Below are 24,456 nucleotides of genomic sequence, written 5' to 3' on the forward strand. Positions count from 1 at the left end.
ATACCCCTGATGTCGACCCTGGCACACTCTGTGCATGACTGAGTTGACCGCAGCTTTATTCACCCCTGCAAGGGGCCAGACGATGCGATTCTTCGACGAGATGCACGTGAGCAGCGCCCAGGTGCGCGACCACTACAAGACCTACGACCGCTGGTTGGGGCGACAGCCCCGCGAGCTGATGGCCTCGCGGCGCGAAGAAGCAGAGATGATCTTCCGCCGTGTGGGGATCACCTTCGCGGTTTATGGCGACAAGGACGAAGACGGCTCGGGCACCGAGCGTCTCATTCCCTTCGACCTGATCCCGCGCATCATCCCCGCCAGCGAATGGCGCGAGATGGAAAAGGGCTTGAAGCAACGCGTCACCGCGCTCAACCGCTTCCTGGAGGACGTCTACCACGGTCAGGAAATCCTCAAGGCCGGCATCATCCCCGCCGAGCCGGTGCTCAACAACGCCCAGTTCCGCAAGGAGATGGTGGACCTCAAGGTGCCCGGCGGCATCTACTCCATCATCGCGGGCATCGACATCGTGCGCGCCTGCAACCCCGATGGCTCGGGCACCTACTACGTGCTCGAAGACAACCTGCGTGTGCCCTCCGGCGTGAGCTACATGCTGGAGAACCGCAAGATGATGATGCGGCTCTTCCCGGACCTGTTCGCCGAGCACCGTGTGGCCCCCGTGGCCCACTATCCGGACTTGCTGCTCGACACCCTGCGCGCCATGGCACCGGCCAACGTCAACGAGCCGACCGCCGTGGTGCTGACCCCGGGCGCCTACAACTCGGCCTACTTCGAGCACGCTTTCCTGGCGCAGCAGATGGGCATCGAGCTGGTGGAAGGGCAGGACCTGTTCGTCAAGGACGACTTCGTCTACATGCGCACCACCCGTGGACCGCAGCGCGTGGACGTGATCTACCGCCGCCTGGACGACGACTTCATGGACCCCGAGGTCTTCCGCAAGGATTCGACCCTGGGCGTGGCCGGCCTGCTGCGCGCCTACCGTGCGGGCAACGTCACGCTGGCCAACGCCTTTGGCACCGGTATCGCGGATGACAAGTCCATCTACCCCTACGTGCCCAAGATGATCGAGTTCTACCTGGGCGAAAAACCCATCCTGCAGAACGTGCCGACCTATGTCTGCCGCGAGAAGGACGACCTCAAGTACACCCTGGACAACCTGGCCGACCTGGTCGTCAAGGAAGTGCACGGGGCCGGGGGCTACGGCATGCTGGTGGGGCCGGCGGCCACCAAGGCCGAGGTCGAAGACTTCCGCAAGGCGCTGATCGCCAACCCGAGCAACTACATCGCCCAGCCCACGCTGTCGCTGTCGACCTGCCCGACCTTTGTCGAGTCCGGCATCGCGCCGCGCCACATCGACCTGCGGCCCTTTGTGCTCTCAGGCAAGACGGTGCAGATGGTGCCCGGCGGCCTGACCCGCGTGGCACTCAAGGAAGGCTCCCTGGTGGTCAACAGCTCGCAAGGCGGTGGCACCAAGGACACCTGGGTGCTCGAAACCTGATCTGAATTGCTGTTTTCACGGAGGACACCGCCATGCTCAATGAACGCATCGAAAGCCATCTGCCCTCCCACCTGATCGAGACTGAAACAGGGGCCTTGCGCGCAAGCAATGCCTCGCATCTGGAGACCAAGCCCATGCTGTCGCGCACCGCTGACCACCTCTTCTGGATGGCACGCTACATGGAGCGCGCCGAAAACACCGCACGCCTGCTCGACGTCAACTACCAGACCTCGCTGCTGCCGCAATCGAGCGAGTCCGCGCAGGCGGGCTGGCGCGGCCTGCTGGGCATCAGCGAGTTGATGCCCGAGTACACGGCCAAGTATGAAGACATCAACGCGCGTGACGTGATGGCCTTCATGGTGACGGACGCGACCAACCCGTCGAGCATCCTCAACTGCCTGCGTGCCGCGCGTGAGAACGCCCGGGCCGTGCGCGGCGCCCTGACCACCGAGGTGTGGGAGACCATGAACCAGACCTGGCTGGAGTACAACCGGCTGGTCAAGTCCGGTGCCCTGGCCAAGGACCCCGGCGAGCTGTTCGAATGGGTGAAGTTCCGCTCGCACCTGTCGCGCGGCGTGACCCTGGGCACCATGCTGCAGGACGAGTCCTTCCACTTCCAGCGCATTGGCACCTTCCTGGAGCGCGCCGACAACACCGCGCGCCTGCTGGACGTGAAGTTCCACGCCCGCAACACCGAGTTCTTTGGCTCCGGCCTGGGCAACGAGGGCAAGGAGGTGGACTTCTACCACTGGTCTGCCGTGCTGCGCAGCGTGTCGGCCTTCGAGGTGTACCGCAAGGTCTACCGCAACGTGATCCGCCCCGAGAAGGTGGCCGAGCTGCTGATCCTGCGTGCCGAGATGCCACGCTCGCTCGTGTTCTGCATGGACGAGGTCGTGAGCAACCTGCGCGCCGTGGCCAACGACCACAGCCATGAGACCCTGCGCCGCGCCGGTCGCCTGCGTGCCGACCTGCAGTTTGGCCGCATCGACGAGATCGTGGCCACGGGCCTGCACGCCTACCTCACGCAGTTCCTCGACCGCGTGGGTGACCTGGGTTATGGCATCAGCCGGGACTTCCTGATGCCGGCTTGAGCCTTGGCCAGGCCCTGGCGACAGGCGTGAAAAAGCCGACCCGCGGGTCGGCTTTGTTTTGGGTGCAACGTGGCGCTACATGTGCAGCGCCGCGCGGGAGCGACCCAATCAGGCCCGATCAGGCCCGATCAGGCCGCGCGGCGGCGGGCCATGATGGCGCCGAAAGACAGGCCCAGCGCCAGGTAGGCCAGGGTGCCCGCTTCAGGCACGGGTGCCGTGGTGCCACCAATGGCAAAGCGCGTCTGGCCGGCGGCGATGGCGGCATTGAGGTTGCTCAGGAATGCGCCGTTGAGCGTGAAGGTCTGGTTGATGAAACCGGTCGACACGAGGTCACCACCATACGTGGCACCTGTGCCCAGATCGGTGTAGATGCCCGCGTCACCGTTGCCGTTGACCAGCGTGCCAATGTCGCCGGTGTAGTCCACCAGGGTGTATTGCAGCGGCGCGGTGACGTCAAAGCTGTTGAGCGTCAGGGTGGCGCTGGTCACCGGGGCGGTCAGGCTGGAGATGTCGAAGACGAAGAAGTTGTTGTAGTAGTGGCCGCCGCAGTTGTTGCAGAAACCAGCGATGTAGTTCTGGTTGTCCGGATTGTGGACCGCGTCGTCACGGTACCAGCCGCTTTTGGACAGGTTCACCGTCTCCGTGCCGTTCAGCAGCAAGGCATTGCTGGCCGAGGTATCGCTGGAGCCGAAGATGTAGGCGTCACCCTCCATGGCGTGCGCCGAGGCACCGGCGAACAGGGTGGAGGCGACCAGAAGGGCGCAGGCGCGGAAATTCATGGACATCAAAGTTCTCCCTCAAATGATTGAAACACCATGAAGACGATGCCGTTGATCGGCATGCCGCCAGCACACGCTGCGTCTTCGCAAGCTGAGGGGATTCTAGAACTGGATGCCCGGGAAACAGGCGCCGCGAGATCGCCCGAATGGGGGGTTACCCCAATGTGCATCGGCCCTCAACAGCGGCGCTCAACGGTTGGGGAGCGGCGCATCCATGACCACGGACTTGGCGAAGTCTGTGCCGATGACCAGGGAGCCTGCCGCGGTCGGGTGGTTGCCGTCCCAGAAAAGATGCTTGTCGGGGTCGTCACAGACGGGGCCGGGGATGCCCATGAACTTGGGGTCATAGCAGGCTTTCATCACATCGATGCCTTCTGCGGCAGCCTGGCTCACGCGCGTTTGCGAATACGTGAAGGTGTTGAATGTGCGCACGGTGGCCTGGGGGTAGGCCTTGGCAAAGCCGGCGAGCATCTTCGACAAGGCCGCAGCCATCTCGGCGCTCCGTGCCTTTGCGTTCACGTTGTAGTTGGTCAAGGCGGCGTTGTGGATGTGAGCCGATGGCGTGATGCTGAGGTCCGGCATCTGCGGCACGAAGAAGTGCCGGGCACCACGCTGGTACAGGCGCGTCATTCCGGTGCGGATGTCGTCGATGATGGCGGCCGTGATCGCGGGGTTGAACACGTTGCCGTCGGCATAGTAGTCATCGGGGCCCGTCCACAGGACGTACAAGCCATTGGCATCCAGGCGTGCGGTGGTGCTGGGCTGGTTGTCCAGCAGATCCTGGATCTGCTGCAGCATGCCTTTTTGCATGCCGTAAACCGGCACCAGGTTGTTGTAGCCGGAGCGGGCGCCCGCGAACGCGTAGTTCACCAGTGGCAGGTTCAGGGCATTGGCCATGGCCTCCAGCACCACGGGGCCATTCGAAAAGCGGCCCTGGTAGTTGGGGCTCGTTGGCAGGGGTGTCCTGGCACCGTTGCCGCGCATGGCGGCATACAGGTTGCCGGTGTCGCTCATGCTGTCGCCGAACGAAAAGATCTGCGTGTAGCTGTTGGCGTACACCTGTGCCGGCGGCGTGGGGGCGCTGGGCACGGGCCGCAGCCGGGGTGTTTTCTTCAGGGCCAGCATGCGCAGATCGTCAGAGTAGGGCGCCATGTAGGGCACGACCAGCTTGACGAGGCTGTTCCACAGCCCGGGCGTGACGGCGATGGTGTACATGGTGACGGGCGACACCACCACGCCGGACAACTGGCCTGTGGTGGCCAGAAACGGCGTTGGAAGCTCCAGCTGGGCTTGGGCCGATGTGGTGAGCAAGGCGGTGGCGATCAACAGGCCGAGGCGTTGGGGGCGCTTGGGTGTGAGCTTCATGGTGTGGACGTCTCTGTTTTAGTACGGAAGATGTGCGCACCTTGCCATCCGTCGAGCGCGGCTTGTGGATCAGATCACGTCAGCCAAGGGTTGACCCGACCACGCGTTCGCGCGTGACGCAAAGCCCGTCTGCGTCAGGCCTTTAACACTTTTGGACCATGCCGGTGCACCCGGTGTCAGCGATGTTTCTTATTTCGGGCCTTTTCAGCACACAAGGCGGGGCGCGGCAGATGGCATGCCTGACACGGGTGCTTCCTATCCTGATCACATGTTCAAAAGCCTGCTGCCAGGCCTGTGTGAGGAGCTTCCTGTGATGCCAACCCGGTTCGCCATGGTCGCCTTGACGGCGCTTGGTCTTTCGTCTGCTTCTCTGGCCTGGGCCGATCCGGCCAACCATGTGGTGGCCAACTATGGGGATGTCACGCTGCCGTTCACGCGCAGCATTGGCAACACCTTCTCGGGCTCGCCAACCGCCGGGTTCGTCTCCCAGGATGGCCAGCCCGTGGTGTACGCCTCGGTGGGCGGGCTGTCGTACTTCTATGACGACTACGTGTTCAACCTGCCGCTGGCGCCGCAGGCCAGTTTCAACGCGGCCGCTGTGTCCATCGACCTGGGCAGCTTCCTGAGCCTGCAGAATTTTTCTGCCCGGCTGTACAAGCTGGACGCGGGCCTTGACTCCCTGACCACGGGCTTGCCCAGCAGTGGCACGCCCATTCAGGCGTGGACGTCAACCTCGTTGCTGGCCCCGGGCGTGACGGGTACCACGGTGTTGTTCCAGAACGTGGACTTGCAGGCCGGTGCCAGTTATGCACTGGAGCTGCGCGGCACCATCAACGGCAGTTATGGTGGCAGTTATGGCGGCAACCTGAACATCACGCCGGTGCCGGAGCCCAGTGGCATGGCCTTGCTGGCGGCCAGCCTGGGCGTGATGACACTGGTCAAGCGCCGCCGTTCGTGAATGCTTGAATGAGCGTACCCGAGGGGGCAAGCAAAAAGAAAAAAGGCCGAACACCACTGTTCGGCCTTTTTGCTTGGGCGCTTGCACCCGTGAGCGTGGGGCTCAGGTTTACTGCGCGGGCGGCACGTAGCCTTGCACCTGCTCGGCGCCGGCGCCAAAGAAGAACTGCTCCATCTGGCGGGCCAGGTACTGGCGCGCGCGGGCATCTGCCAGGTTCAGGCGGTTCTCATTGACCAGCATGGTCTGGTGCTTGAGCCACATCTGCCAGGCTTCCTTGCTGATCTCGTTGTAAATGCGCTTGCCCAACTCACCCGGGTAGGGCGCAAAGTCCAGGCCTTCGCCTTCCTTGTTGAGGTGCTTGCATTGAATGGTGCGTGCCATGGTGGTCTAGTCCAGAGAGAAAAATCGATTACTTGAGTTGCTTGACCAGCACCTGAGAGCGCCGGTCCCACTTGTAGCTGCGTTTGCGGGCTTCGGGCAGCCAGGCCGGGTCGACCGGCGCAAAGCCACGCTTGATGAACCAGTGCATGGTACGCGTGGTCAATACAAACAGTGTGGACAGGCCCATTGCCCGAGCGCGTTGCTCGATGCGTTTCAGAATGCGTTCGCCGTCGCCCTGGCCCTGTACGCTCGGCGAGATCGTGAGGGCCGCCATTTCGGCCGTGCTGGCCTCGGGGAAGGGGTAAAGGGCGGCGCAACCGAAGATCACGCCGTCGTGCTCGATCACGGTGTACTGGGCCACGTCGCGTTCGATTTCGGTGCGGCTGCGTTTGACCAGCGTGCCGTCCTGCTCGAAGGGTTCGATCAGCTGCAGGATGCCGCCCACGTCATCCGGCGAGGCTTCGCGCAGGCTTTCGAGCTTTTCGTCCACGATCATGGTGCCCACGCCATCGTGCGTGAACACCTCCATCAGCAGCGCGCCGTCCACCAGGAAGGGGATGATGTGCACGCGCTCCACGCCGCCTTCGCTGGCCTTGACGGCGTGCTGCAGGTAGAAGGCCGTGTCGGTGGGCTGCAAGGGGTTGGGCAGGGCGGCCAGCAGGCGTTTGGCCTCGGCCAGGGCCAGTTCCTGGTCGATCTCGACATCGGGGTCGTGCTGTTTGGCTTCCAGCTCCTTGGCCTTGGCGGGGTCCTGCACGATGCTTTGCAGGATGCCGCGCACCTCGGTCACGAAGATGAGCTTGTCGGCCTGCAGGGCGATGGCGGCGCTGGTGGCCACGTCTTCCATGCTGAGGTTGAAGGCCTCACCAGTATGTGAAAAACCGAAGGGCGAGAGCATGACCAGGGCGCCGGTGTCGATCGCACGGCGCACGGCCATGGCGTCGATCTTGCGGACCAGGCCCGTGTGCATGAAGTCCACGCCGTCAACGATGCCGACGGGGCGGGCGGTCACGAAGTTGCCCGAGATGACGCTGACCGAAGCACCGGCCATGGGCGTGTTGGGTAGCCCCAGCGAAAAAGCTGCCTCGATTTCATAGCGCAGCTGGCCGGCGGCTTCCTGGGCGCAGTCGAGTGCCACGGGGTCGGTGATGCGCATGCCGTGGCTGAATTTGGACTCCTGCCCCTTGGCGCGCAGCTGCTCTTCGAGCTGCGGGCGAAAGCCATGCGCCAGCACGATCTTGATGCCCATGGCCTGCATCAGGGCCAGGTCTTGCACGAAGCTCTCGAGCTTGCCTGCGGCGATCAGCTCGCCTGACAGGCCGACGACAAAGGTCTTGCCCCGGTGCGCGTGGATGTGGGGTGCCACGGAACGAAACCACGGCACGAAGGTGTGGGGAAAGACCAGGTCCATTGAGAGGATGCAAGAGGGGCGCCAGCAAGGCGGCCGTTCAAAAAGGGTGGGGAATGCGTCAAGCCGTAATGTTACGGGCAATGTGCGTCTTCCACACGTTGTTGAACGGGCCTTGCGTGCGCGCCCGTGCGCCGCCTCTCACAGTTTGGGGCGTTTGTCGAACCAGGGGCGGGCTTGTTCCAGCTGGGCGGCCAGTTGCAGCAACAGGGTTTCCGAGTTGACGCCGCCCACGAATTGCACGCCCAGGGGCAGGCCATCAGGCGTCCAGTACAGCGGCACGGACATCGCCGGGCGGCCGGTGATGTTGGCCAACTGGGTATAGGGCGTCCAGGCGAGGTTCTTGAGGATGACGTCGCGGAAGAAGCGGGTCTTGCGGACGATCCCGAACAGGCCCAGCCCGGACATGAGCTTGTTGACCATGTGCAACGCCGGTGGGGTGGTCAGGGCGCCGATGGGGATGGGCGGCGCGCTGAGTGTGGGCGAGAGCCAGAAATCGAACCGCGCGTGAAAGCGGGCCAGGTCCATGGTGTGCTGGTGCCAGCGCTCCAGGCAGGCGATCAGCTCAGGTGCAGAGACCGTTCGTCCCACCGCTGCCAACACCTGGGTGTCGGGTTCGCAGTCCGAGGGCTTGATGCCCATTTGCCGACCGAGTTCGTCGATCAACATGGCCTGGGCGCAGGACCACGTCAGCAAGAAATCGGCCGACAGTTGCTCGCCGTCGAATGGCAACTTGACCTCTTCGACATGGTGGCCCAGCGAGGTCAGCAGCTTGACGGCATCCTCGGTGGCGGCCACCGCCTGCGGGTCGACGGGCGTGCCTGTGGGCGAGACGGTGGCGTAACCGATGCGCAGCGCCTTGGGCGGCCGGGTGATGGCCTGCAGATAGGGCTGCTCGGGTGGAGGCATCCAATAAGGAGCATGGGGCTCGGGGCCTTGCAGCAGGTCAAGCATGGCGGCGGTGTCACGCACGCTGCGTGACACCACGCCTTGCACGGCGGCACCGAACAGGCCTTCTGCGGCCAGCGGGCCCATGGAGATGCGGCCGCGCCCGGCCTTCAGGCCGAACAGGCCATTGCAAGCCGCGGGGATGCGGATGGAGCCACCGCCATCGTTGGCGCCGGCCACGGGCACAATGCCGGCGGCCACGGCCGAGGCGGAACCGCCAGACGAGCCGCCCGGCGTGCGAGACGTGTCCCACGGGTTGCGGGTCACACCGCAAGCCAGGGGCTCGGTGACGTTGCGCGCGCCGAACTCCGGGGAGTTGGTGGCGCCGAAGATGACCAGGCCGGCGTCGTTCCAGCGTCGGACGACGTCGCTGGTGAGCGGGGCAGGCTGGTTTGCAAGCCGGCGATTGCCCCAGCCACAGGGCACGCCCTCCCACTCCTGGAACAGATCCTTGATCAGGAAGGGCACGCCGGCAAAGGGCTGGTCGGGACGGAAGCCCTGCTTGACGCGTTGCTGCGCGCGGTCGTCGTAGCGCCGGATGATGGCGTTGAGCTTGCCGTTGACCTCATCGGCCCGGCTGCTGGCCGCCGCCAGCAATTCCGCAGGCGAGACCTCGCCGCGACGAACAAGGTCGGCCAGGCCCAGGCCGTCGTACTGGATGTAGTCGTGAAATTCCATGGCCGGCATCATGGCTGACTTTTTTCGTGCCGCGCATCCGTTTTTGCCTTGAAACGTGTTGCGTTGTTTTTGACAAGGTGCGCCAGCTTTCTGCCGCTCTGGTGGCCGCGAACGCATGGCGCCGGGCGCCTCGGGCACTCGCTGGATAATGTGCGCCTTGCCCGCGCGCCACCAAGTCTTCCGTGTCTGTCCGTCCCACCCTCATCGAGTTTCCCGAATCCCTGCCTGTCAGCGGCAAGCGCCACGAAATCGAGGCGGCTTTGCGCGAGCACCAGGTCATCATCGTCTGTGGCGAAACGGGCTCGGGCAAGACCACGCAGCTGCCCAAGATCGCGCTGGCCATGGGGCGAGGTGGCTGGGGGCAGGAGCGGGATCCGAACGCCCCACGCCACCTGCGGCCCAAGCTGATCGGCCACACCCAGCCCCGGCGGATCGCGGCTTCCAGCGTGGCCAAGCGCATTGCGGAAGAGCTCAACTCGCCGCTGGGCGAGGTGGTGGGCTACAAAGTGCGCTTCCAGGATCGCCTGCAGCCCGGCGCCAGCGTCAAGCTGATGACCGACGGCATCCTGCTGGCCGAAACCCAGGGTGATCCGGACCTCAGGGCCTACGACACCATCATCATCGACGAGGCGCACGAACGCAGCCTCAACATCGACTTCCTGCTGGGTTACCTGCGCCAGTTGCTGCCGCGCCGGCCTGATCTGAAGATCATCGTGACCTCGGCGACGATCGATGCCGAACGGTTTGCCAAGCACTTTGAATCTGCCAAGGGGCCGGCGCCGGTCATCATGGTCTCGGGGCGACTGTTCCCGGTGGAGCAGCGTTACCGGCCGTTCGAGGAAAGCCGCGAGTACGGTCTGAACGAAGCCATCACCGATGCGGCGGACGAACTCTGGCGCGAGGGCAGCGGCGACATCCTCGTCTTTCTGCCCGGCGAGCGCGAGATCCGCGAGGCGGCGGACCACCTGCGCAAGCACTTCGCTCACCACCGCGTCACCGCCAACATCCTGCCGCTGTTCGCGCGCCTGAGCCAGCAGGAGCAGGACGAGGTCTTCAAGACCGGCGGCGGGCGGCGCATCGTGCTGGCCACCAACGTGGCCGAAACCTCGCTGACGGTGCCGGGCATCCGTTATGTGATCGACTCGGGCATGGCGCGGGTCAAGCGCTACAGCTTTCGCAACAAGGTCGAGCAGCTGCAGATCGAGCCCATCAGCCAGGCCGCGGCCAACCAGCGGGCCGGGCGATGCGGCCGGGTGGCCAATGGCATCTGCATCCGCCTGTATGACGAGAAGGATTTCAACGCGCGGCCGCGCTTCACCGATCCGGAAATCCTGCGGTCTTCGCTGGCGGGCGTGATCCTGCGAATGAAGTCCTTGCACCTGGGCCTGGTGGACGACTTCCCCTTTATCGAGCCGCCGCTGCGCAAGGCGATCGCCGACGGCTACCAGCTGCTCAACGAGCTGGGCGCGGTCGACGACAACAACGAGATCACCAAGCTGGGCATGGACCTGGCCCGCCTGCCGCTGGACCCGCGCGTGGGCCGCATGATCCTGGAAGCCAAGGACCGGCAGGCCCTGGCCGAGGTGCTGGTGATCGCCGCGAGCTTGAGCGTGCAGGACGTACGTGACCGGCCCATCGACCAGCAACAGCAGGCGGATACCAAGCACAAGCAGTTCGACGACGAGAAGTCGGAGTTCATGGGCACGCTGAAATTGTGGAAGTGGCTGGATGACTCGCGCGGCGGGCACGGGCAGCACGAGCCGGGGCAGCCTGAGAAACACAAGCTCAGCCACCGCAAGTACGAGCAATTGCTGCGTGACAACTACATCAACCCGCGCCGTGTGCGCGAGTGGCGGGATGTCTACACGCAGCTGCACACCGTGGTGGCCGAGCACAACTGGCGCCTCAATGGCAGCCCCGCCACGTATGAGCAGGTGCACCTGTCACTGCTGGCCGGTTTGCTGGGCAACATCGGCTGCAAGAGCGATGACGAAGACTGGTACCTGGGTGCGCGCGGCATCAAGTTCTACAAGCACCCTGGCGCCAACCTGAGCAAGAAGCCGGGGCGATGGATCCTGGCGGCCGAACTGGTCGAGACCACGCGCCTGTTCGGCCGTGGCATCGCCAACATCGATCAGCAGTGGCTGGTGTTCATGGGCGGCCACCTGCTCAAGAAACAGTTGCTCGAACCCCATTGGGAAAAGAAGGCCGCCGAGGTGGTGGCGCTGGAGCGGGCCACGCTGTATGGCCTGGTGGTCTACAACAACAAGCGCGTCAACTTCGGGTTGGTTGATCCGCCCAAGGCGCGCGAGATCTTCATCCGCGAAGGCCTGGTGAACGACGAGTGGGAAACGCGCCTGCCCTTCCTGGCGGCCAACCGCAAGCTGATCAACCAGGTCGAGCAGCTGGAGCACAAGTCGCGCCGGCAGGACGTGCTGGTCGACGACGAGCTGATCTTCGCCTTCTACGACGCGCAGATCCCGCCCGAGGTGATGAGCGGCCACAGCTTCGAGCGCTGGTACAAACAAGCCAGCCGCGAGAACCCGAAGCTGCTGTACCTCAGCCGCGAAGAGCTGATGCGCCACGAGGCCGCCGGCATCACCAGCAGCGCCTTCCCCAAGGTCTTGCGCATCGGCGGGGTGGACTGCACCACGGCCTATCTGCACGAGCCTGGTGACGCGCGCGATGGTGTGACCGTGACAGTGCCCATCTTCGCGCTCAATCAGGTCAGCGAAGAAGCGGGTGAATGGCTGGTGCCGGGCATGTTGAAAGACAAGGTACTGGCCCTGGTCAAGAGCCTGCACCAGAAGCCGCGTGCACGCCTGGTGCCGCTGCCGGACTATGCCGAGTCCTTTGTCGAGTCGGCCGAGTTCGGCAAGGGCAGCCTGATGGACGCCTTGCTCAAGGCCGTGCGCGACAAGACGCAACTGGACGTCAAGCGCGCGGACTTCAAGCTCGACATGCTGTCGCCGCACCTGTTCATGAACTACCGGGTGGTGGACGAACACGGCCGCCAGCTGGGCATGGGCCGCAATCTGCCGGCGCTGAAGGCTGAGCTGGGCTCGCTGGCACGCGGGGCCTTCCAGGCGCTGGCGGCGCTCAAGGCGCAGGCGGTGGTGCAGGGTGGCGATATGGCCTCGGCGCCTGAGCGGCAGGTTTCGGCTGCGCAGCAGGCGGGGGCGCCACAAGGTGGGGCTCAGCCCGGTGGGGCCAAGCCTGGCTTGCAGCGCGTGCAGGGTGCGCAGGCGGCAGGCAAGGGCGGGGCGGGCAACGCCGCCGCGCCCGCTGGCAACAAGCCCGCCCAGGCCGCCCAAGCCCTGACGGACTGGACCTTTGGCGAGCTGCCCGAGCTGATGGAAATCCAGCGTGGTGGCCACACCCTCATCGGTTTCCCGGCGCTGATCGACAAAGGCCAGCACGTCGAGATCGAGGTGTTTGACGAGCCCGACGTGGCCGCAGCCAAGCACCGCGCGGGCCTGCGCCGCCTGATCGCTCTGCAGATCAAGGAGCCGCTGAAGTACCTTGAGAAGAACATCCCCGATCTGCAGAAGATGGCCATGACCTACATGAGCCTGGGCACGGCCGACGAGCTGCGTGACCAGATCATCGAAGTGGCGCTGGACCGCGCTTACCTCAACGACCCGCTCCCCACTGACGCCGCCAGCTTCAAGGCGCGGGTGGAAGAAGGGCGCACGCGCCTGAACCTGATCGCGCAAGAAGTGGCCCGCCTGACCGGCAACGTGCTGACCGAGTACGCCGCCGCCACACGCAAACTCAAGGACGCCCGCCCCCCGAAGGACGTGGCCGACGACATCACCGCGCAACTGCAGCGCCTCATGCCCAAGCGCTTCGTGGCGCTGACGCCCTACACGCAGATGCAGCACTTCCCGCGCTACCTCAAGGGCATCACCCTGCGGCTGGACAAGCTCAAGGGCGACCCGGCGCGGGACACGCAGCGCCTGGCCGAGCTGCGCCCGCTAGACCAGCGCCTGACGCGCCGCTTGAGCGAGCTCAAGGGCACGCATGACGCCCGCCTGGACGAGTTCCGCTGGTTGCTGGAAGAACTGCGCATCAGCCTGTTCGCGCAGGAGCTGCGCACGCCGCAGCCCGTGAGTGTCAAGCGGCTGGAAAAAGTCTGGGCTCAGATGACGTCCTGAGGCTGGCGGCTCTGCTGCCGGAAGGCCGAGGGCGTCTGCCCCGTCCAGCGTTTGAAGGCGTGCGCAAAGGCCGCGGTCTCGCTGTAGCCCAGCTTCTCGGCAATCAGTTCGATGGGCAGCTGCGTGTGGCGCAGATGGTGGATGGCGCGCTGCTGCTGGATCTGCGTGACCAGATCCTGAAACGTGCAGGATTCGCTTTGCAGCCGCCGCCGCAGTGTGCGCTCTGCGCAATGCAGGCGCTCGGCCACTGTGCCCAGGTCCGGCATGGGGTGGGTGCTCAGCAACAGGTTCTCGACCTGCCTGGTCCAGGGGTTCTGCTGGCGCTTGAGCAACTGGGCATCACATTGCTCCTGCATGATCTTGAGCGTGATGGGGTTGGCCAGCCTCAAGGGCTTGAGCAGTGACTGCCTGTGCGCGATCACACGCGTCTCGCTGGCGCCGAAATGCACGGGCCAGCCAAAGAAGGCCTGCACGGCGCCTATGTCGGCGGGCGCATCCATGGCGATCTCCATGTCGTCCACCAGTTGCGCCCAATCCTCCGCGCCCGCCTCCTTGCTCAGGTTGCGGATGAAGGCCAGATCCCGCATCAGGTAAAAGTCGCGGCATTCACCCAGGTCCATGCAGTCTACATAGCGCGCGCAGACCTGCTCACCGGCTTCTTCCATCAGGACGCGAAAGGGCGTGAAGGTCAGGTCTACATAGCGGGCCAGGAAGCGGCAGGCCTCCAGCATGGTGGGGTGGCTCACCAGCGCCGCACCCAGCGTGCCGAAGCTGTTGTAGTGATAGAAGGTGCTGGCGCGCAGGCCGGGCACCGATTCACGGGTCAGGCTCAGGTAATTGCGCACCACGATCAGCTCATGGCTGAAGGGCACGTCCCGGTTGGCATCGCGCAGCAAGGCTTCTGTCAGGCCGGTGCCCTGGAGCAGCTGTGCACTGTCCAGCCCCTCGTCCAGCGCGCACTGGAGCAAGGGGTAAACCGACATGGTGGGGACGCGAAGCGAGCGCTCGTTCATGACATCGTGATGGGCCTGAGGCATGGGTGCTGACAGCTCATGAAGCGGAATGGCCAGATCGATCAGTAGCCTGACCGTTCGCAGCATCCACACCGGTGGGCTGCCTGCCTAGCATGAGCCTGTTCATGATAACGAGGAGCAGTCGTGCAGTTGAGCGATGAAGACATCGTCATGATCGACGACAGTTTGCGGCACCTGTGCAAGGACCTGGCAGCGGCCGTGTTCTCCAGGCCGGAGCGGGCATGTGAGCCTGAGCCGTTTGTTCGGGCGATGAATCTGGTGATGGATCAAGGATTCGTCAACACGGATGAAGAATCGGGTTGCGGTTTGTGGGAAGCATGCGGGCAGGCGCCCCAGCTGGCCTTGACCTTGCGCAGCCTCACGGCGCTTGCCAGGGTAAACGCGGCCCTGGCCTTGAGCTTGCACCGCTCAGCCCTGGCGCATTTTGTCTTGCGGCAGTTGGGCCGGACCGACATGGGCGTATCGCACCCTGGCATCTGCCTGCATGGGCGGCATGGCATCGGCCGAGGCGAGCTGGCCAACTGGTGGCGTGGCCAGCCGGTGGATGAGGCCGTGCTGCGTGACGTGTTGGCCCCTGATCGGCCCTTCAGTGGCCTCATGCAACCGCAGACGCAGCTGCTGCTGGCACCAGCCTTCACCAAAGGGACGATGGCCTGGCTGTTGATCCAGGGCCAGGTCAAGCGGGTCGAGCCCGGCCATGGCCTGGACGAACTGCACGATGGCGCTTTCGAGCCTGCCCAGGTTCAAGTCATCGCCTTGCCCGAGCAGCAGGCCAGGGCCCTGTCCATGGATATCTGGCACCGCGAGTGGCTTGGCCTGCTGGCCATCCAGCAAGGTTGCGTCCAGCAGATGACGGAGATGGCGCGGCAGTTCAGCGCCTTGCGCTTCCAGGGTGGGCGCGTCATCGCCGGGCATCCGGCCGTGCAGATCATGTTGTCTGACATGCAAATGGCCTTGACCGATGTGCGCACCGTGCTCGCTGGCCAGGCGCTCAACGAAGCGGGCTTCGCCGATTTGCTGCGAGCCCGCAACAGGCTCAACGATGGCCTGGCGCTGGCCGCCAATGTGGCCATGCAGACCTTCGGTGGGCTGGGCTATATGCGGGACAACGGCATCGAAAAACGCTGGCGGGATGTCAACCACCTGCGGCAGCAAAGCGGCGGCGCGCTGGACATGCAGTTGATGTCCGCCAACTGGTGCAGCAACACGGGAGCCACGGCATGAGCACGCTTGACCACATCGACGGGCATGTGCCGCCCGTGCACAGGCTCAACCCCCTGCAGCGCATCAAGGAACTCAACACCTTGGCCCGGGCCTTGACCCACTACGGCCCCGCCGACCTCTGGGAGATGGACACCGCCAGCCTGCCAGCGGCACTGGGCCAGTTGCGTCGGCGTGCGCGGCAGTTCGCACAGACCCACATGGCACCCCATGTGCGCCTGCTGGACGAAGCCGAGCATGCACAGCCCGGCACCCTGCACCCCGTGGCGCGGCAACTGTTGATCAAGGCCGGGCACGAGGGCTTGATGTCCAACGTGGTGCCGGCGCCGCTGGGTTCGGCCTCACTGTGGGACATGCGCTTCTCGCCCGCCTACCGCATGGCGATCCAGGTCGAAGAACTGTCGGCCGTTTGCGCCGGGCAGATGCTGCTGTTGAGTGCGCACAACCTGGGCCTGGCACCCGTGCTGCTCAGCGGCGACCTGAAAGCCATGTGGCGCTTCATTCGCCCCATGCACCAGGATTTCATGCGGGGCCAGCCGCACCTGTTCGCCTACGCCATCACCGAGCCCACCGCTGGTAGCGATGTCGAGGATGGCCACGGCGCGCAGACCAACCGCCCCCGTGTGGTGGCCAGGGCCGTGCCCGGCGGCTACCGCATCAGCGGCCAGAAGTGCTACATCAGCGGCGGTGACGTGGCGCGCAAGGTGGCCGTGTTTGCCTCGCTGGAAGGCGAGGGCTTCGAGTCCTGGACTTGCTTCATGCTGGACGCCAGCAACCCCGGCATGAGCGCCCGCCGCACCGAGCTGAAGATGGGCATGCGCGCCAGCAGCGCCGCCGAGCTGACTTTCGAGGACGCCTTCGTGCCGGACGCCGACGTGATCGGTGGCCTGCGCAAGGGCTGGGCACTCAACCGCGCCACCCTCAATGCGTCGCGCTACCCCGTGGCCGCCATGGCCGTGGGCATCGCCCGCCGGGCTTGCGAACTGGCCTTGAGCCATGCGATGGACACCCGCCTGGGCGGCCGCCCGCTCATCGCCTACCAGGAGGTGCAGTTGCAACTGGCTCAGATGGTGGCCGAGACCCGCACTATCCGCTCCCTGCTGTGGCAGCAAGCCAGTGCCAGCCAGCAGGCCCGGCAATCGGGTGCCTGCATCAGCAAGTTCATGGCGACGGACCTGGCCCAGGCCATCTGTGAGATGGGCATGGCCTTGATGGCCGAGCACGGCACACGCACGGCCACCGGCCTGGAAAAGCTGCTGCGCGACATTCGCCTGACCCGCATCTTCGAGGGCACCAACCAGATCAACCGCCTGGGCCTGATCGAGGACATGCAGCCCCAACTGCTGGCCCACATGGCCGGCCAGCCCATCCATATCAGCGTGTAAGCCAACCAGGACAAGACATCATGCGAACCTATTTCGACGTGGACAGACAGACTTACCCGACGCGCGTCGGGCCGGTGGAGCTGCCCATCCTTTACTACAACGCCGCGGCCGTGTTCGCCTCGTTCCTGGTGGACGAGGACAAGGCCCAGGCTGTCTTGCCCCCGGAGCTGAAGGCCGTGACCCTGCGCCCAGGCAAGGGGCTGGTGACCGTGGCCTTCTTCGAGTACGTGGACACCTCCGTGGGTTCGTACAACGAGATGGGCATTGCCGTGGCCGGCAGCCCCGTCAAGTCGAGGTTCAAGGACACGGCCGCCTGGCATCTCGGGCAATCGGCCCTGCCGGGCATGTACGTGGCGGACTTGCCCGTGACCACCGCGGCCGCCCATGCCGCCGGGCATGATTGCTGGGGCTACCCCAAGATCATCGTGCCCATTGACTTCCAGTTGCGAGACCGTGATCTGGATTGCGGGGTGCGCAGCGAAGATGGACAGGCGCAGCTTTGCCGCCTGTCCGGCCGCATCGGGTCGGGCGTGAGGATGTCGGCGCCCAACCTCATGACCTACACGCTGTTCAAGGGGCAACTGTGGCGCACGGTGATCAACACGCGCGGCCGCATGCGGCACGCGCTGGGCGGCGAGGTGAGGCTGCAGTGCGATGGCGACGGCGCCCACCCGCTGAGCACACGCCTGCGTGACCTGGGCCTGCATGGCGCCAAACCCCTCATGGTGCAGAGCATTCAAGGGATGCAGGCGATCCTGCCCGCGGGCGTGCCAGTCAAATGATTTTCGGCTGAGCAGCCTGGGCCGGCGGTTTTCGGTATAAACTCTCGGTCTCGTCGGGGCGTAGCGCAGCCTGGTAGCGCATCTGCTTTGGGAGCAGAGGGTCGTGAGTTCGAATCCCACCGCCCCGACCATTGAATCAACGGGTCAGCATCTTGTGGTGCTGGCCCGTTTTGTTTTGTGTGCTCGTCTGGGCGCTCGCTCATTCAGAGGCTGTTCGCGGGCGTTGGCGTCTCCTAGAATGCCTGCCACTGCGGCATATTGCACACCCGTTTTGTGATGCAAAAAGCCGCCAGGGAGGCCGGCTTTGAAGATCAGCACAAGTACTCGAACCAGGCGCACGCAGCGGGGCATGTCCCTGCTGGAAATGGTGTGCACCGTTTCCATCATGGGCGGCTTGTCCGCGACGGCCTTGCCGCATTTCGCGGATCTGCCGGGCGATGCACGCAAGTCGGTCGTCATGAACATGCAGGGCGCCTTGACGTCCGCCAGCACGCTGATGCACATGAAATGTGCCACCCAGTCGGATTGCAGTCTCCACAGCGGGGGCGCCTTGGTGGCCATCAGCGACACGAGCGTGGCCATGACCCGAGGCTATCCACAGGGCGGTGATCCAGCAGGCATCCAGAACGCCGTGCAGTTCTCTGGTTTCGTCCCTGTTCATGTCGGCGAGAAAACCGTCTTCCAGAAGGAGGGCGCGCCGGATGCCACTGCATGCTCGGTGAGCTATGTGTCTCCCCAGGTCGATGGTGGCTTGCCGCTCATCACGGCCGAGGTTTCCGGTTGCTGACCGCCGACCCTGCCTGAATCACGCTGCGCCGGACCTGACACCCGCGGCGCCGCCCGACAACTGCTGTCGCAGGAAGGGCACCACGGCTTGGGCCACGCCCTGAGGGTCATCCGCAAAAGGGAAGTGCCCGCTTTGCGGCAACAGCACTACCTGCGCTTTGGCAAAGGTCTCTTTCTGCTGCTCGGCGTAGCGGGCCGGCAGATACGGGTCGGCCGCGCCCCACACCACGAGCGTGGGCGGGTTGAGGGGCGCGAGCATCTTGCCGAGCGCCTGGCTGCGGTTGTTCAGGTCGCCCGTGGCTCGGTAGAGCTTGAGGATGGCCCGTTTGGTGCCCCAGTCCAGATCCTGGTACATGCGGTTGATGAACTCAAGTGGCAAACCCTTGGGGCAACCCACCGAAATCGCCCATTTGAAGCCGCTGCGGGTGGTGATCAACTGCTGCAGTTCGCCCAGCAAGGGGGTGCGCCAGATGCGTGCCATGTAGTGCCAGCGGTAGCCTTTGAGCACACCCGTGTTGATCAGCGTGAGGCTGGCCAGCCCCAGCGGGTTCATGGCCGCCCACATCAGGCCCCAGGGGCCGCCGAAATCGTGCAGCACCAGGTGGGCTCGCACGATCCCCAGTTGCTTGAGTGCCTCAGTGAGGAAGGCGGTGCCGCCTTCCACGGAGTAGGGATAGTCGGCGGGCTTGTCGGCCTGGCCGAAGCCGGGCATGTCCAGGGCCACGACGCGGCCAAGCGGCGCCACAGCCTGCATCAATGGCCGCCAGTCTTCGCTGGAGCCCGGGTTGCCGTGCACGAAGACCACGGCTTCCGTGGCCTTGAGGTCCTGCCCGCCTTGCAGCACCCGCGTGCGGATGCCGCAGGCGCTCAGGCTGGATGACTGCAGTGGCCACTCGGCTTGGGGTGTGCTGGACATGGGCGGGCTCCTCGTGTTGTAGATGGGGCAGGCCCCAGATCATGCACGCAAAGCCCGCCGTTCGTCATGCACGGGGCGCCCAACCGCCTCAATGTCGCGACGAATGGCAGCCTGCTGCCGCGGTCGGCAATGGTGTGCCGGCCAGGTCATCCAGGATCGGGCAGCAGGCACGCTCGTCGCCATGGCATTGCTCGGCCAGGTCGTTCAAGGTGCGCTTCATGGCTTCGAGTGCCTGGATGCGGGCCTCCAGCGTGGCCACGTGCTGAACGGCCAGCTTCTTGACGGCGGCACTGGAGCGACGGCGGTTGCGCCACAGGTCCAGCAACTGCCCGATGTCTGCCATGCTGAACCCCAGGTCGCGCGCACGCCGGATGAAATGCAGCGTGTTGATGGCGTCTGGGTCATAGCGCCTGTAGCCCGAGTCGGTTCGTGGCGGTGCCGGCAGCAAGCCCAGCCCCTCGTAATGCCGGATCATCTTGGCCGACACGCCCGTCAGCCGGGATGCTTCGCCAATATTGACCGGCTGGCCGGTGGGCGTGGCCTCAGGCAGGGCGTCAGGGCTGGACTTCATAACCTTCTTCACCGATGGCTTGCGCCGTGGCTTCGCGGCTGAGCGTGGTGAGCACCGTGACCGTGCCTTGCGGCAGATCCACCGTCACTGTGGCGCCCGCATCACGACTCTGGATCGCTTTGGTGACGGCTTTCACGCAGTGCTGGCAGCTCATGCCTTTGACCTGAAGTTGATGGTTGTGGGTGTCGCTCATGGAAGTCCTTTCGATGGAATGGTCAGTATCAACGCAGTTCAGTCTGAACCTTGACATCATGGCAAGGTCAAGCGGATGCCCATGACCGTGATCAAACCAGGGTGAGGTGTTCGGCGGACTTGACCTTGACATCATGTCAGGGTTGAAAGTGCCATCATCATGGACCCATTCAAAGGCCGCGTCATGTCCTCCGTTTCTGTTTCTTCGTCGCCGATCGAGCCGGTGCAGCTTGCCGTGCGGGGCATGACCTGCGCCGCCTGTGTCGGCCGTGTCGAGCGCGCCTTGCGCAAGGTGCCCGGTGTGCAGGAGGCGCAGGTCAATTTCGCCACCGAAACCGCCAGCGTCACCTTGAGCCCTGAGGCTTGTGACCTGGACCCAACTGGCCTGGTGAGCGCGGTGGAGGATGCCGGTTACCACGCCTTGATCCAGCAACCGGATGCGCCGGTGGTGGAGGCCGTGGTGCCCTGGTGGGACGTCTGGGGCGCCGTGATCCTGGGGGCTGCGGCCAGCTTGCCCCTGTTGCTGCCCATGCTCTGGGGCGCGCACCATTTCTGGCCTGCCTGGGTGCAGTTCGCGTTGGCCACACCGGTTCAGTTTGGCCTCGGTGCGCGCTTTTACAAGGCGGGCTGGGCCGCGCTCAAGGATGGCAGCGGCAACATGGATCAGCTGGTGGCCCTGGGCACCAGCGCAGCCTGGGGGCTGTCATGCTGGCTGTGGTGGACGCATGCGCAGTCCGTACACGCGGCGCATGGCGGGCCGGATCTGTATTTCGAATCTTCGGCTGTGGTGATCACCCTGGTCTTGCTGGGCAAGGCCCTTGAAGCGCGAGCCAAGCGCCAGACCACGGCCGCCATCCGGGCTCTACAGGCATTGCGGCCTGACACGGTGTCTCGCCTGGGCCCGCAAGGCGAGGTGACCGTGCCCTTGTCCCAGGTGCTGGTGGGCGACACGCTGGTTGTGCGCCCGGGTGAGCGCATCCCCACCGACGGCACGGTCACCGAAGGCGCCAGCCATGTCGACGAGGCCATGCTCACGGGTGAGCCCTTGCCGGTGGCCAAGAACCAGGGCGACCGCCTGACCGGTGGCGCGGTCAACGGCGAAGGGCGGCTGGTCATGCTGGTGACGGCCGTGGGCGGGCAGACCATGCTGGCCCACATCATCCGCCGTGTGGTGGATGCGCAAGCGACCAAGGCGCCCATCCAGCGCGTGGTGGACCGGGTCTCCGCCGTGTTCGTGCCCACGGTGCTGCTGGTGGCCTTGTTGACGGGGCTGGGCTGGTGGTGGTCGGGCGCTGGCGGCGAAGTGGCCTTGATCCGCGCTGTGGCCGTGCTGGTGATCGCCTGCCCATGTGCCTTGGGCCTGGCCACACCCGCGGCCATCATGGCGGGTACCGGCGCGGCCGCACGCCAGGGCATCCTGATCAAGGACCCCGAAGCGCTTGAGACGGCGCACCGCGTGCAGGTCGTGGCATTCGACAAGACGGGGACCTTGACGCAGGGGCATCCCCGGTTGATTGAATGGCAGGTCGCGCACGAACCGGCTGCCCTCGGCGTTGCTTGGGGCAAGCCACAGGCCTTGCAGGTGGCCGCAGCCCTGCAGGCTGGCAGCGAGCACCCCTTGGCGCGTGCGGTGCTGGAGGCCGTGGAAGGCGCGCCCCGGTTTGTCGCGCAAGCTGTTCAGTCCATGCCCGGTAGAGGTGTGGTGGGGCGCTTGAGCGAGGCTGGGGGCCAGGTTGAGTTGCTGGGGGATTGGGGCTTGGGCAGCGCCCGTTGGGTGGAAGAACAGGCTTGCGCCGTTGAGCCTTCTTTGAGGGTTCAGGCGGATGCCTGGGCCACCAGCGGCGCCACGGTGTCCTGGCTCATGCGTCAGGCAGCGGCACCAGCAGGCGGCGAGCCAGTCTGGCAGGTCATGGCGGCCATGGCCTTCGGTGACGAACTCAAGCCAGGTGCCGCCGAGGCCGTGGCCCGCCTGCATGCCCTGAACGTGCGCACCGTGATGATTTCCGGCGACAACCGGGGTGCGGCGCAGGCCATGGCCAGCCGATTGGGCATCCAGCAGGTGGTGGCCGAGGTGCTGCCTGGTGACAAGGCCGACCATATCCAGCATCTGCGGCAAGGCGAGGGCGGTGCACGCCTGACCGTGGCCATGGTGGGCGATGGCCTCAACGATGCGCCGGCGCTGGCCGCTGCCGATGTGGGCATGGCCATGGCCAACCCCGAAGGTGGCACGGACGTGGCGCTGCAGGCCGCAGGCATCACCCTGATGCGCGGCGACCCGATGCTGGTGCCCGCCGCACTGGACATCTCCCGCCGCACCTCCACCAAGATCTGGCAGAACCTGGCGTGGGCTTTTGGCTACAACGTGATCGGCATCCCGCTGGCGGCATTTGGCGGGCTCAACCCCATGCTGGCTGGCGCGGCCATGGCGCTCAGCAGCGTCAGCGTGGTGACCAACGCCTTGTGGCTGTCGCGCTGGAAGCCTGCGCGCATCGCTTAAACTGCCAGCTTGGCTGCCCGTAGCTCAACTGGATAGAGCAACTGCCTTCTAAGCAGTAGGTCGGGGGTTCGAGTCCCTCCGGGCAGGCCAGATGGATTCAGGGATTTCGCCATGTGTTTTTCAGCTATCTGAATGGAAACGCTCAGGTAGACTGCCTCATGGATAGACCCAAAGTTCCTTCTGGAACCACCTCCGCATGTTTGCCTCCATCAAGCGACTGATCGGTTCTGTGCCTTCCAGGCAGGATGAAGGGCAGGCGCTGTCCGCGTGGGCCAAATCCCAGGGGTTCGCCTTCAAGCGCGTCAAGGACAAGACCGGCGGCGGTTACGTGGTCGAGACCGACCAGGGCTGGCGCGTGGAGTGGGGTTCGTCCCAGCGGCCTTACATCATCGGGCACGAGTTGCGTTTTCGATGTGACACCGGCCTGCCGGGTGATGTGCAGATGATCCTGGTGAGCAAGGTGGTGGCCCAGACACTCGAATCCGATGTGTTCAGCCGCTTCACCAACGCCATGCAGACGCAGATCGACAACACCCTGCCTGACGAAATGCGTTGGTTGGCCATGCATCCCCGCGTGAGCCTCAATGCCTCGGCCATGCTGGCCAAGCGCTATGCACTGTTCTGTAATGCCGAGACCGTCATACAGGCCTGGCTGGACGCGCCCACGATTCAGGAACTCGAAAGCGCCGCGGCCAACTGGTGGACAGACGGCCTGTTGTTGGTGATGACGCTCAACAGGGGCATGCTCACCCTGCGCATGCCCGGCCAGAATGTGGAGTCCGGGCAGTTGCAGATGGTGGGCAAGCTGTTTGCACAGCTGTCAACGCGCATGCGCCAGGTGGCTTTCGAGCTGAACTGATTCAGCGGCTCTTGCCCTGCAAGAAACGCTCGATGGCCTGGCCTGCTTCGGGGCGGCTGAGGTTCACCAGGAAGTGTTGCTTTTCGGCGTCCAGGTGGGCGCGCAAGGGGCGGTCTGAATCGTTGACCAACTCTTTCACGCTGGTCAGAACCTGCGGGGCCATCTGCGCCAGTTGCTCCGCCAGCTGAAGCGCATGCTCCAGCACCATGCCGGCGGGCGCCAATCGGCTGACCAGCCCCAGGGCTTGCCATTGCTGCGCAGATTGCTGCTCACCCAGCCACAAACATTCCAGGGCTCTGGCGCGGCCTAATGCCTTGCTCAGGTGCCAGCTGGCGCCACCGTCTGGTGACAGCGCGACCTTGTTGTAGGCCATCACGAAACGGGCGCTTTCCGAGGCCACGATCAGGTCGCAAGCCAGGGCCAGCGACACGCCGCCACCAGCGGCCACGCCCTCCACGGCGGCGATCACGGGCTTGGGAAAGCTGCGCAGCGCCTCGATCCATTGATGGAAGGCGTCCAGGTTCGCGCCTTGTGCCTGCATGTCGTGCTGGCGGTTGTGCGCCAGTCTTTGAAGGTCGCCACCGGCGCAGAAGTGGTCACCCGCACCGGTCAGCACCACGGCACGCACGTCCGGGCTGGATTCGGCCATGTTCAGGGTTTCGATGCCGGCAGCGTAGACCTGTGGGGACAGGGCGTTGCGCGTGGCCGGGCCCGACAGGGTCATCACCAGTGTCTGGCCTTGTCGTTCGGTCTGCAGTTCGGTTGTCATGCTTTATTTGTGGGAAATCGGATGTCTTGTTGTCAGCAAGTCGCAAAGTCGGGAGTTGGCCGCATTCTCACGGGCTTCCCACCAGATGGGAGCGAAAGCCTTCATGCTAGAGTCAAAACCTGGGCCTCATGATGCACCGACATGAATAACTTTAAGCGGGTAT

Annotated in this window: 20 protein-coding genes and 2 tRNA genes; 12 read left to right on the forward strand and 10 right to left on the reverse strand. The window is 64.8% G+C overall.

The features are described from left to right. The first annotated feature begins 82 nt into the window (after positions 1-82). Entirely contained in the window at positions 83-1,516 is a 1,434-nt protein-coding gene (locus JY96_RS19045; protein WP_035039847.1) for a circularly permuted type 2 ATP-grasp protein, read from the forward strand. Between the two features lie 134 nt (positions 1,517-1,650). Continuing rightward, positions 1,651-2,607: an alpha-E domain-containing protein gene (locus JY96_RS19050; protein WP_035043672.1), complete on the forward strand. Its 957-nt coding sequence runs from the start codon at positions 1,651-1,653 to the stop codon at positions 2,605-2,607. Between the two features lie 128 nt (positions 2,608-2,735). Here JY96_RS19050 and JY96_RS19055 read toward each other — a convergent pair whose 3' ends face one another. Together JY96_RS19055 and JY96_RS19060 are read right to left on the reverse strand one after the other, a co-directional pair. Then, entirely contained in the window at positions 2,736-3,392 is a 657-nt protein-coding gene (locus tag JY96_RS19055) for a hypothetical protein (RefSeq protein WP_052162737.1), read from the reverse strand. Between the two features lie 183 nt (positions 3,393-3,575). Then, entirely contained in the window at positions 3,576-4,751 is a 1,176-nt protein-coding gene (locus tag JY96_RS19060; protein ID WP_035039850.1) for an SGNH/GDSL hydrolase family protein, read from the reverse strand. A 313-nt stretch (positions 4,752-5,064) separates the two neighbouring features. Here JY96_RS19060 and JY96_RS19065 point away from each other — a divergent pair, with 313 nt between their 5' ends. After that, entirely contained in the window at positions 5,065-5,709 is a 645-nt protein-coding gene (locus JY96_RS19065; protein ID WP_161784364.1) for an FxDxF family PEP-CTERM protein, read from the forward strand. A gap of 108 nt (positions 5,710-5,817) precedes the next feature. Here JY96_RS19065 and JY96_RS19070 read toward each other — a convergent pair whose 3' ends face one another. The 3 genes from JY96_RS19070 to JY96_RS19080 all read right to left on the reverse strand — a co-directional run bounded on the left by JY96_RS19070 (position 5,818) and on the right by JY96_RS19080 (position 9,124). Next, positions 5,818-6,090: an oxidative damage protection protein gene (locus tag JY96_RS19070; protein WP_035039853.1), complete on the reverse strand. Its 273-nt coding sequence runs from the start codon at positions 6,088-6,090 to the stop codon at positions 5,818-5,820. A 28-nt stretch (positions 6,091-6,118) separates the two neighbouring features. Next, positions 6,119-7,501, reverse strand: a complete 1,383-nt coding sequence (gene argA / locus JY96_RS19075; RefSeq protein ID WP_035039855.1) for an amino-acid N-acetyltransferase — start codon at positions 7,499-7,501, stop codon at positions 6,119-6,121. Between the two features lie 138 nt (positions 7,502-7,639). Beyond that, on the reverse strand, positions 7,640-9,124 hold the full coding sequence (locus tag JY96_RS19080) for an amidase (protein ID WP_035039857.1): 1,485 nt from the start codon (positions 9,122-9,124) through the stop codon (positions 7,640-7,642). A gap of 182 nt (positions 9,125-9,306) precedes the next feature. Here JY96_RS19080 and hrpA point away from each other — a divergent pair, with 182 nt between their 5' ends. Next, positions 9,307-13,281 (forward strand): ATP-dependent RNA helicase HrpA, encoded by a 3,975-nt coding sequence (gene hrpA / locus JY96_RS19085; protein ID WP_035039859.1) that lies wholly within the window; start codon positions 9,307-9,309, stop codon positions 13,279-13,281. Here the strand turns inward: hrpA and JY96_RS19090 are convergent. Beyond that, positions 13,266-14,318 (reverse strand): AraC family transcriptional regulator, encoded by a 1,053-nt coding sequence (locus tag JY96_RS19090; RefSeq protein WP_035039861.1) that lies wholly within the window; start codon positions 14,316-14,318, stop codon positions 13,266-13,268. The genes hrpA and JY96_RS19090 overlap by 16 nt on opposite strands. Positions 14,319-14,438: 120 nt before the next feature. Between JY96_RS19090 and JY96_RS19095 the strand changes: the two genes are divergently transcribed. From JY96_RS19095 to JY96_RS19115, 5 genes are all read left to right on the forward strand, one after another. After that, complete coding sequence (locus JY96_RS19095; protein ID WP_035039863.1) at positions 14,439-15,539, forward strand: acyl-CoA dehydrogenase family protein; 1,101 nt, start codon at positions 14,439-14,441, stop codon at positions 15,537-15,539. Then, the gene (locus JY96_RS19100) at positions 15,536-16,921 is read left to right on the forward strand and encodes an acyl-CoA dehydrogenase family protein (protein WP_035039869.1); all 1,386 of its coding nucleotides are present in this window, start codon (positions 15,536-15,538) and stop codon (positions 16,919-16,921) included. Before JY96_RS19095 ends, JY96_RS19100 begins: the two co-directional genes overlap by 4 nt. A gap of 20 nt (positions 16,922-16,941) precedes the next feature. Next, positions 16,942-17,703 (forward strand): acetoacetate decarboxylase family protein, encoded by a 762-nt coding sequence (locus tag JY96_RS19105; RefSeq protein ID WP_052162738.1) that lies wholly within the window; start codon positions 16,942-16,944, stop codon positions 17,701-17,703. Between the two features lie 54 nt (positions 17,704-17,757). Beyond that, positions 17,758-17,834, forward strand: a tRNA-Pro gene (locus JY96_RS19110). A 218-nt stretch (positions 17,835-18,052) separates the two neighbouring features. Further along, on the forward strand, positions 18,053-18,490 hold the full coding sequence (locus JY96_RS19115; RefSeq protein ID WP_052162739.1) for a Tfp pilus assembly protein FimT/FimU: 438 nt from the start codon (positions 18,053-18,055) through the stop codon (positions 18,488-18,490). A gap of 18 nt (positions 18,491-18,508) precedes the next feature. On the opposite strand, the gene JY96_RS19120 is transcribed toward JY96_RS19115, so the two are convergent. The 3 genes from JY96_RS19120 to JY96_RS19130 form a co-directional block, all read right to left on the reverse strand. Further along, positions 18,509-19,405: an alpha/beta fold hydrolase gene (locus JY96_RS19120; protein WP_052162740.1), complete on the reverse strand. Its 897-nt coding sequence runs from the start codon at positions 19,403-19,405 to the stop codon at positions 18,509-18,511. An 88-nt stretch (positions 19,406-19,493) separates the two neighbouring features. After that, positions 19,494-19,976: a Cu(I)-responsive transcriptional regulator gene (cueR, locus tag JY96_RS19125; protein ID WP_052162741.1), complete on the reverse strand. Its 483-nt coding sequence runs from the start codon at positions 19,974-19,976 to the stop codon at positions 19,494-19,496. Then, entirely contained in the window at positions 19,960-20,169 is a 210-nt protein-coding gene (locus tag JY96_RS19130; RefSeq protein ID WP_035039871.1) for a heavy-metal-associated domain-containing protein, read from the reverse strand. Before JY96_RS19130 ends, cueR begins: the two co-directional genes overlap by 17 nt. Before the next feature lie 183 nt (positions 20,170-20,352). Here JY96_RS19130 and JY96_RS19135 point away from each other — a divergent pair, with 183 nt between their 5' ends. The 3 genes from JY96_RS19135 (at position 20,353) to JY96_RS22540 (ending at position 23,524) form a co-directional block, all read left to right on the forward strand. After that, positions 20,353-22,665: a cation-translocating P-type ATPase gene (locus JY96_RS19135; protein WP_035043683.1), complete on the forward strand. Its 2,313-nt coding sequence runs from the start codon at positions 20,353-20,355 to the stop codon at positions 22,663-22,665. A gap of 13 nt (positions 22,666-22,678) precedes the next feature. Continuing rightward, positions 22,679-22,755: transfer RNA gene (locus JY96_RS19140), tRNA-Arg, on the forward strand. Positions 22,756-22,861: 106 nt separating this feature from the next. After that, the gene (locus tag JY96_RS22540; protein ID WP_052162742.1) at positions 22,862-23,524 is read left to right on the forward strand and encodes a hypothetical protein; all 663 of its coding nucleotides are present in this window, start codon (positions 22,862-22,864) and stop codon (positions 23,522-23,524) included. A gap of 1 nt (position 23,525) precedes the next feature. Here the strand turns inward: JY96_RS22540 and JY96_RS19150 are convergent, their stop codons facing one another. Further along, positions 23,526-24,293 carry an oxepin-CoA hydrolase, alternative type gene (locus JY96_RS19150; RefSeq protein ID WP_035039873.1) on the reverse strand — a complete coding sequence of 256 codons (768 nt, stop codon included), beginning with the start codon at positions 24,291-24,293 and terminating at the stop codon, positions 23,526-23,528. Between the last annotated feature and the right edge of the window lie 163 nt (positions 24,294-24,456).

Source organism: Aquabacterium sp. NJ1 (genome assembly GCF_000768065.1).
In the GTDB taxonomy this organism is placed as follows: Bacteria; Pseudomonadota; Gammaproteobacteria; order Burkholderiales; family Burkholderiaceae_C; genus Aquabacterium.

What these genes read in the sequence shown, in the direction of transcription:
- JY96_RS19045 (WP_035039847.1), top strand. Translation starts at nt 83, where the DNA reads ATGCGATTCTTCGACGAGATGCACGTGAGCAGCGCCCAGGTGCGCGAC.
- JY96_RS19050 (WP_035043672.1), top strand. Translation starts at nt 1,651, where the DNA reads ATGCTGTCGCGCACCGCTGACCACCTCTTCTGGATGGCACGCTACATG.
- JY96_RS19055 (WP_052162737.1), bottom strand. Translation starts at nt 3,392, where the DNA reads ATGTCCATGAATTTCCGCGCCTGCGCCCTTCTGGTCGCCTCCACCCTG.
- JY96_RS19060 (WP_035039850.1), bottom strand. Translation starts at nt 4,751, where the DNA reads ATGAAGCTCACACCCAAGCGCCCCCAACGCCTCGGCCTGTTGATCGCC.
- JY96_RS19065 (WP_161784364.1), top strand. Translation starts at nt 5,065, where the DNA reads ATGCCAACCCGGTTCGCCATGGTCGCCTTGACGGCGCTTGGTCTTTCG.
- JY96_RS19070 (WP_035039853.1), bottom strand. Translation starts at nt 6,090, where the DNA reads ATGGCACGCACCATTCAATGCAAGCACCTCAACAAGGAAGGCGAAGGC.
- argA (WP_035039855.1), bottom strand. Translation starts at nt 7,501, where the DNA reads ATGGACCTGGTCTTTCCCCACACCTTCGTGCCGTGGTTTCGTTCCGTG.
- JY96_RS19080 (WP_035039857.1), bottom strand. Translation starts at nt 9,124, where the DNA reads ATGGAATTTCACGACTACATCCAGTACGACGGCCTGGGCCTGGCCGAC.
- JY96_RS19090 (WP_035039861.1), bottom strand. Translation starts at nt 14,318, where the DNA reads ATGCCTCAGGCCCATCACGATGTCATGAACGAGCGCTCGCTTCGCGTC.
- JY96_RS19100 (WP_035039869.1), top strand. Translation starts at nt 15,536, where the DNA reads ATGAGCACGCTTGACCACATCGACGGGCATGTGCCGCCCGTGCACAGG.
- JY96_RS19105 (WP_052162738.1), top strand. Translation starts at nt 16,942, where the DNA reads ATGCGAACCTATTTCGACGTGGACAGACAGACTTACCCGACGCGCGTC.
- JY96_RS19115 (WP_052162739.1), top strand. Translation starts at nt 18,053, where the DNA reads ATGTCCCTGCTGGAAATGGTGTGCACCGTTTCCATCATGGGCGGCTTG.
- JY96_RS19120 (WP_052162740.1), bottom strand. Translation starts at nt 19,405, where the DNA reads ATGTCCAGCACACCCCAAGCCGAGTGGCCACTGCAGTCATCCAGCCTG.
- cueR (WP_052162741.1), bottom strand. Translation starts at nt 19,976, where the DNA reads ATGAAGTCCAGCCCTGACGCCCTGCCTGAGGCCACGCCCACCGGCCAG.
- JY96_RS19130 (WP_035039871.1), bottom strand. Translation starts at nt 20,169, where the DNA reads ATGAGCGACACCCACAACCATCAACTTCAGGTCAAAGGCATGAGCTGC.
- JY96_RS19135 (WP_035043683.1), top strand. Translation starts at nt 20,353, where the DNA reads ATGTCCTCCGTTTCTGTTTCTTCGTCGCCGATCGAGCCGGTGCAGCTT.
- JY96_RS22540 (WP_052162742.1), top strand. Translation starts at nt 22,862, where the DNA reads ATGTTTGCCTCCATCAAGCGACTGATCGGTTCTGTGCCTTCCAGGCAG.
- JY96_RS19150 (WP_035039873.1), bottom strand. Translation starts at nt 24,293, where the DNA reads ATGACAACCGAACTGCAGACCGAACGACAAGGCCAGACACTGGTGATG.